The sequence below is a fragment of the Desulfobulbaceae bacterium DB1 genome (assembly GCA_001914235.1).
Taxonomy (GTDB): Bacteria; Desulfobacterota; Desulfobulbia; order Desulfobulbales; family SURF-16; genus DB1.
Genome location: MQUF01000005.1, coordinates 236,115 through 242,500, shown reverse-complemented (window position 1 = coordinate 242,500; position 6,386 = coordinate 236,115). Strand labels below are relative to the sequence as shown.

The 6,386-nt window shown below is 51.2% G+C and carries 2 protein-coding genes, 2 tRNA genes and 2 rRNA genes (1 of these 6 only partly in view); all 6 read right to left on the bottom strand.

The features are described 5' to 3' along the window. Window positions 1-1,293 (bottom strand): 23S ribosomal RNA (locus BM485_06600); its annotated part reaches 1,325 nt to the left of the window's first position; the annotation flags it as partial. 171 nt (window positions 1,294-1,464) lie between these two features. Then, a tRNA-Ala gene (locus BM485_06595) sits at window positions 1,465-1,540 on the bottom strand. Between the two features lie 77 nt (window positions 1,541-1,617). Continuing rightward, window positions 1,618-1,696: transfer RNA gene (locus tag BM485_06590), tRNA-Ile, on the bottom strand. Between the two features lie 139 nt (window positions 1,697-1,835). Then, a 16S ribosomal RNA gene (locus BM485_06585) occupies window positions 1,836-3,398 on the bottom strand. A 367-nt stretch (window positions 3,399-3,765) separates the two neighbouring features. Further along, window positions 3,766-4,527, bottom strand: coding sequence for a 1-(5-phosphoribosyl)-5-amino-4-imidazole-carboxylate carboxylase (locus BM485_06580; protein ID OKY75992.1), 762 nt, complete (start codon window positions 4,525-4,527; stop codon window positions 3,766-3,768). Between the two features lie 3 nt (window positions 4,528-4,530). After that, window positions 4,531-6,216, bottom strand: a complete 1,686-nt coding sequence (locus tag BM485_06575) for a hypothetical protein (protein ID OKY75991.1) — start codon at window positions 6,214-6,216, stop codon at window positions 4,531-4,533. Window positions 6,217-6,386 lie beyond the last annotated feature (170 nt).

Below are 6,386 nucleotides of genomic sequence, written 5' to 3'. Positions count from 1 at the left end.
AGCTCTTGTAGAACCTCCAGCACTTCTTTCGATATACCTTCTACGGCGCTACAATGTTCTCCTACCATCGAATAAATTCGATCCGAAGCTTCGGTAACATGCTTGAGCCCCGTTAAATTTTAGGCGCAGACCCACTCGACCAGTGAGCTATTACGCTATCTTTAAAGGGTTGCTGCTTCTAAGCCAACCTCCTGGTTGTCTGGGCAGTTCCACATCCTTTACCACTTAGCATGTATTTTGGGACCTTAGCTGTCGGTCTGGGCTGTTTCCCTTTCGACCACGGAACTTATCTCCCGTAGTCTGACTCCCGCATTTGAGCTTGACGGCATTCGGAGTTTGATTGGGGTTGGTAAGTCGGTAAGACCCCCTAGTCCAGTCAGTGCTCTACCTCCGTCAGTCATCGTGCGAGGCTATACCTAAATATATTTCGGAGAAAACCAGCTATCACCGAGTTTGATTAGCCTTTCACTCCTATCCACAGCTCATCAGAGCAGTTTTCAACCTACACCTGTTCGGGCCTCCACGAAGTGTTACCTTCGCTTCACCCTGGCCATGGATAGATCACCCGGTTTCGGGTCTACCCCATGCAACTATTCGCCCTGTTAAGACTCGCTTTCGCTACGGCTACACCTCTCGGCTTAACCTCGCTGCATAGGGTAACTCGTTGACTCATTATGCAAAAGGCACGCAGTCACACGGTCTTACGACATCGTGCTCCTACCGCTTGTAAGCAGACGGTTTCAGGTACTATTTCACTCGGGTCCCCCCGTACTTTTCACCTTTCCCTCACGGTACTGGTTCACTATCGGTCACTGATGAGTATTTAGCCTTGGAAGATGGTCCTCCCGGATTCCCACTAGGTTTCACGTGCCTCGTGGTACTCGGGGACACCCTAGGGTGATTTGAAATTTCGTATACCGGACTCTCACCGTCTATGGTCGGCCTTTCCATGCCGTTCTACTATCTCTCCTCAATCCCATGTCGGGGCCCCACAACCCCATGACACAAGTGCCATGGTTTGGGCTTTTCCGCGTTCGCTCGCCACTACTAACGGAATCTCAATTGATTTCTTCTCCTACAGGTACTTAGATGTTTCAGTTCCCTGCGTTCGCCTCATGAAGCTATGTATTCACTTCATAATACCTGAGCATAACCCCAGGTGGGTTTCCCCATTCGGATACCTCCGGATCAAAGCCTGTTAGCGGCTCCCCGAAGCTTTTCGCAGCTTTCCGCGTCCTTCATCGCCTATCAGTGCCAAGGCATCCACCGTCTGCCCTTAGTAGCTTGACCATAAATCCTAAACTATGATCAATTCTCTTAAAAACTCAGCTACTCTACAACTAATAATTAAAAAACCTATTCAATTGTCAAAGAACTAAACTACGACTATCAATTCATAATTGATAATTGCAAATTGATAATGATTCGGCTCTTTATCAATTTGCAATTATCAATTGCTTTATTTGGTGGAGGTGAACGGGATCGAACCGATGACCTCCTGCGTGCAAGGCAGGCGCTCTCCCAGCTGAGCTACACCCCCGATTAACGGGCCAACGTGCAAGCGTTTCAGCGTTCCAACGTTTAAACGTTGCTGCGTTTGAACGTTTGAGCGTTACCTGGTGGGCCTAACTGGACTTGAACCAGTGACCTCACGCTTATCAGGCGTGCGCTCTAACCGAAACTGAGCTATAGGCCCGTTCTCACAGACAGAAACCTCGCGGCTCCCCGCCTATATCAACTCCACTCCAAAGACCAAAAAACCGATCTCTCAAAACTGAATAGCAATTCTATATGGGCGTTGACCAAGCTCCTGATTTTACTCAGAGCTTCTTCCTTTAAAAGGAGGTGATCCAGCCCCAGGTTCCCCTAGGGCTACCTTGTTACGACTTCACCCCAATTACCAGCCATACCTTGGCAGCCTGCCCCCCGAAGGTTAGCTCAACCGCTTCTGGTACAACCGACTCTCGTGGTGTGACGGGCGGTGTGTACAAGGCCCGGGAACGTATTCACCGTGGCATGCTGATCCACGATTACTAGCGATTCCAACTTCACGCAGTCGAGTTGCAGACTGCGATCCGGACTGAGACAGGTTTTACGGGATTAGCTGACTTTCGCAAGCTCGCCGCCCTTTGTACCTGCCATTGTAGTACGTGTGTAGCCCTGGTCATAAAGGCCATGAGGACTTGACGTCATCCCCACCTTCCTCCGGTTTGACACCGGCAGTCCCTCTAGAGTGCCCAACTTAATGCTGGCAACTAAAGGCGAGGGTTGCGCTCGTTGCGGGACTTAACCCAACATCTCACGACACGAGCTGACGACAGCCATGCAGCACCTGTCTCCAAGCTCCTTCGGTTGAAGGCACTCTCCTGTTTCCAGAAGATTCTCGGGATGTCAAGACCAGGTAAGGTTCTTCGCGTTGCGTCGAATTAAACCACATGCTCCACCGCTTGTGCGGGCCCCCGTCAATTCCTTTGAGTTTTAATCTTGCGACCGTACTCCCCAGGCGGTACACTTAATGCGTTTGCTGCGACACTGGAGGGGTCAACACCCCCAACATCTAGTGTACATCGTTTACAGCTGTGGACTACCAGGGTATCTAATCCTGTTTGCTCCCCACGCTTTCGCGCATCAGCGTCAGTATTCGTCCAGAAAGTCGCCTTCGCCACCGGTATTCCTCCCGATATCTACGAATTTCACCTCTACACCGGGAATTCTACTTTCCCCTCCGATACTCAAGCGCTGCAGTATCAGATGCACTTCCACGGTTGAGCCGTGGACTTTCACATCTGACTTACAGCGCCGCCTACGCGCCCTTTACGCCCAGTAATTCCGAACAACGCTTGCACCCTCCGTATTACCGCGGCTGCTGGCACGGAGTTAGCCGGTGCTTCCTTTAGCGGTACCGTCAAATTGACGCACTATTCATACGTCAACGTTTCTTCCCACTTGACAGGGCTTTACGACCCGAAAGCCTTCATCACCCACGCGGCGTTGCTGCGTCAGGGTTGCCCCCATTGCGCAAAATTCCTCACTGCTGCCTCCCGTAGGAGTCTGGTCCGTGTTCCAGTTCCAGTGTGGCGGATCATCCTCTCAGACCCGCTAACCATCGTAGCCTAGGTGGGCTCTTACCCCGCCTACTAGCTAATGGTACGCAGACTCATCCTCACGCGACAGCCCGAAAGCTATCTTTCTTCTCCCTGCCTTGCGACAAAAAGAACTCATCCGGTATTAGCTGCGCTTTCGCACAGTTATTCCAGACATAAGGGTAGATTATCTACGCGTTACTCACCCGTGCGCCACTCTACTCGGAGTCCCGAAGGACTCCTTTCTCGTTCGACTTGCATGTGTTAAGCACGCCGCCAGCGTTCGTTCTGAGCCAGGATCAAACTCTCCAGTTTGATATCCTAGAGTCAGACTTACATCCGACTTTTGTTCTACTCAAATAATTAAACGTTGCTGTCTCTCTCAAGACAGCGAGGCCCATATAGTTTGCTATTCAGTTTTCAAAGATCGGCAAGGACTTACACCCTTTTAAACAGCCCCCTTTTTCGTGAGGCGATCCGCACATACTACCCAGATCACCGGAGACTGTCAACATCTTTTTTACTTCTTTTTTTCCCGACCCGCATCCGCTTGCGCTTGCCGGCCGCCGAAAGACCGACAAACTACTTGATGCCCCTCCCCTTGTCAATATTCTTTTTATTTTTATTTAAACAAAAAGGGCAATATATTGATATCACTCAAAAAAATCTACCATCCGCACTGCTAAGTCAACCTTTTCATACCGCGAACTATCAACGCCGCCATGCAGGCCGCGCCAAAACCATTATCAATATTGACCACCGCCATCCCCGGCGCGCAGCTGTTCAACATGCCGAGCAGAGCGGCAATACCGCCGAATCCGCTGCCATAGCCGACACTGGTCGGCACGGCGACAACAGGGATGTCGACCAGCCCGGCAACCACGCTCGGCAACGCCCCCTCCATACCCGCCACGACAATCAGCACCGAAGCGGCGGACAGCACATCCATCCGCGAATAGAGGCGGTGAATACCAGCCACTCCCACATCATAAACAGGGGTCACTGCGTAGCCGAGACTTTGCAGGGTAACCCTCGCCTCTTCGGCCACGGGAATATCGGATGTGCCCGCGGCAACGACCGCCACAAACAAATGTCCTTCACGCATCTCTTCTTTTCTCGCCACCAGCATGCGGGCTTCCTCATGATAAACGGCATCAGGGATGTCGCGGCAAACCTCAGCAGCCTTCTCGGCGCTGACCCGGGTCGCCATGACGGCACCGTCTCGCAAGAGCATTCCGGTAAAAATTTTTTTTATCTGCTCAGGGCTTTTATTTTCCCCGAACACAACTTCCGGGATGCCGGTCCGCAAGGGCCGATGGTGGTCAAGACAGGCAAAACCCAGATCTTCCGAATCCATCCGCTGTATGGCTACCAGGGCATCATCGACCGGACAGCGCCCCTCTTTCACCTGCTTCAGCAATTGCACAAGGGCTTTTTTTTCCATAGTTCAGACGATTTGCTCCACGCGGTTTCTTCCACCGTTTTTGGCCCGGTAAAGCGCGGCATCAGCCCGTCCGAGCAGCGCACTCCATGTCTCATCCTTTGCCTTGGTGCTGGCGGCCACACCGATACTGACCGTAACGTTCATTTGCACCTCTTCGCAGTGAAAGGTATAATTTTCTATCATCCGGCGCAGATCCTCCGCCAGGCCAACCGCGCCCTCCAGCGGTGTTTCCGGCAGGATAATCGCCATTTCCTCTCCGCCGTAACGGGCCACCACCGCCTGATCCACATCAAAACGGGCGATCATGTCCGTCGAACGGACGCGCTGCTGGAGAATTTCACCGATGCCGAGCAGCACCACATCTCCACAACCATGGCCATAGGCATCATTGACCTTTTTAAAAAAATCAATATCAATCATGATCACCGACAGATCGTGCTGATGCCGGATGGCCCGGTTGTGCTCCATGTGCAGAAACTGCTTCATGAAACGATGATTATAGAGCCCGGTCAATCCATCCGTCACCGCCATGTCTTCAAGTTCCTGATTCGCCGCCTGAAGCTCCGCCTCGACATTCTTGCGCCGCTCAATTTCCTGTTCCAGGTTATAAATAAGTTGCTGCTGCTTCTCCAGACTTGAGCGAATGGTCTCATTCGATTCCTGGGTCGCCCTGAACGATAAAGCCGTTTTTCTGGCAGTTAAAAAACAAATGGCCAAAGCCAGGAGGATGGCCAGTACCGCCACGACGACGAGAAGCAAACGACTCCAGGCAAAAGAGGAATGCATCGCGCTCTCCGCATCGGGCAATACGGTATTTTTCAGATATGCCTTCCAGCCGAAAAGAATTTCAAGAGTTTCACCATGCAGGCCCATCGTCTTTTCTTTCTGGGCCAGAAAATCCGACAGGGCTTTCCGGTATTTTTCATCCGCGTATTCTGTAATATCATGTAATCTCCCATCCAACAGGCTCAGAGTAACGAATGCCCTGTCCATCATTTTTTTTGCCGACTCACCCTGTCCTTCTACGACAAGCTGATCTGCCTTGGCAGCTATATCATGCAGTTCTTGATGCAAGGGTTCAACTGCTCGCAACATTTTTTGCAAAACCGGATCCAGGGTTTGCGCATGCGCATCCACCCAAGGAGAGAAACTGCATTTGCTGTATTCACCTGCCTCAAAAAATCTTTCCCCCTTCCTGACATTTGCCGCGAGCTGGTTAACGAATTTATAATGGATCAGCCGACGTTCCTGAATAATTTCATATACCGGCTTCAAAATGCCATCAGAAGAAACACAAGTTTCCATCATCTTTTTTTTTAACGGCAGCAAGCCCTTCAGCTCCTGATAAAACCGGCTGCCATGTTCAACAAAACGACCGACCTGCTCCGTGCCCCGCGACAGGGAAAAATTCGCGATACGATGGCCTCCGTCGACAAACTCCTGCCGCAGGCGTTCAACTTCCGCTTCAATGCGGCTTGCCTCTTTGGGCGACAGGTATATTTTGCCGGCAAGGCCGCCGGCCTCGATGATATTGAGCTGCGCCTCGCTTATCCGTTCAAACAAGTCGGCCAGGACGATCATGCCTTCCGCCGACCTTTCGTCGGCCCGCATCGCATTCCACATATGGAAAACAAGGAAGGAAAACAGCAGCAGGAGAAAAAAGAAAATGACTTTTTTGCGTATGGTCAAATCAAAAATAGACATTCAGGGAAACGCTCCATTCATTCATGCATCCTTTTATCTTGCACATATCGTAACCGGCATGATAGTTTGCTCCTTCAGCAAAAATGAAACAAATACCATACGAATCAATATATAGTACCCGAACTTGCCGCCCGCTTCGACAACAAAGCGTGACA